This window comes from Actinomyces sp. MRS3W (genome assembly GCF_032465695.1).
Taxonomy (GTDB): domain Bacteria; phylum Actinomycetota; class Actinomycetes; order Actinomycetales; family Actinomycetaceae; genus Actinomyces.
The window spans coordinates 1-998 of record NZ_JAWDJJ010000337.1 but is presented as its reverse complement, the minus strand read 5'-3'; the positions used below and the strand labels follow the sequence as shown (position 1 = coordinate 998).

Sequence of the window (998 nt, the reverse complement as noted above, 5' to 3'; positions counted from 1 at the left end):
GGTGGGGACTAGCTCTGGCGGGCGCGCAGGCGAGCCAGGGGACCGTCGGCCTCAGCAAGCAGTTCCTGTGGTGTGCCGGCGCGCACCACGCGGCCGCCGTCGAGGACGACGACGTAATCCGCCTCCCCCAAGCGATGCAGCCGGTGGGTAATCTCCACGACGGTGGCCCCGCGTTGCGCCGCCCAGTCGCGGACGGCGTCGCGCACACGCGCGTCGAGGGCGGGGTCCAGGTGGCTGGTGAACTCGTCGAGGACCAGCACGTCCGGATTCGCCAGCAAGGCACGGGCGAGCGCGATGCGCTGCTGCTGCCCACCGGAGATCGACGCCCCGCGCTCGCCGAGCATGGTGTGATACCCGCCCGGCAGGGCGAGCACCTCGTCGTGCAGGGCGGTCAGACGGCAGGCCTGCTCCACCTGCTCCTGCGTCGCCGAGGGGCGGGCGAGGCGGACGTTATCGGCCACGCTCATACGGAACAGATGCGCTTGCTGGGTCACCAGGGCGGCGCGTTCGCGCAGACAATCGCCGCTCAGTTCACGCACGTCGACGCCGCCAACCGTGATCCTCCCGGCGGCGGGGTCGTCGAAGCGCAGGGCCAGGCGGGCGAGCGTGGTCTTGCCGGATCCGGAGGTGCCCACCAGGCAGGTCCACCGGCCCGCCCGGGCGCGCAGGCTCACCCCATGCAAAGACGGGCGGGCCGCATCCGGGTAGGTGTAGTCCACGTTCTCCCAGGCGACGTCGAGCGAGCCCTGGGGCAGGCGGGCGGCGCCGTCGGGCACCTCAACGGGGGCGGTGGTCACCCGGTGGACGCGCTCCGCGGCGGCCAGAGCGGTGCTCAGTGAGCCGGCGAGCTCTTCCACCCCGCGCACGGTCTCCCCCAGACGCAGCACGGCGGCCGCGGCGGCGGCGAGGGCGGCGAGCGACACGGTTCCAGCCCCCACCGCGCTGGCGCCCGCGGCGACGACGGCGATGGGGCCGGCCAGCACCAGCAACTCCACCCC

1 protein-coding gene is annotated in these 998 nt (G+C 74.0%); it reads right to left on the bottom strand.

The window, feature by feature from the left end; genetic code table 11:
• Positions 1–8: 8 nt before the first annotated feature.
• Positions 9–998, bottom strand: a 990-nt coding sequence (locus RWX45_RS12830; protein WP_316024107.1) for an ABC transporter ATP-binding protein, incomplete at its 5' end; no start/stop codon positions are given.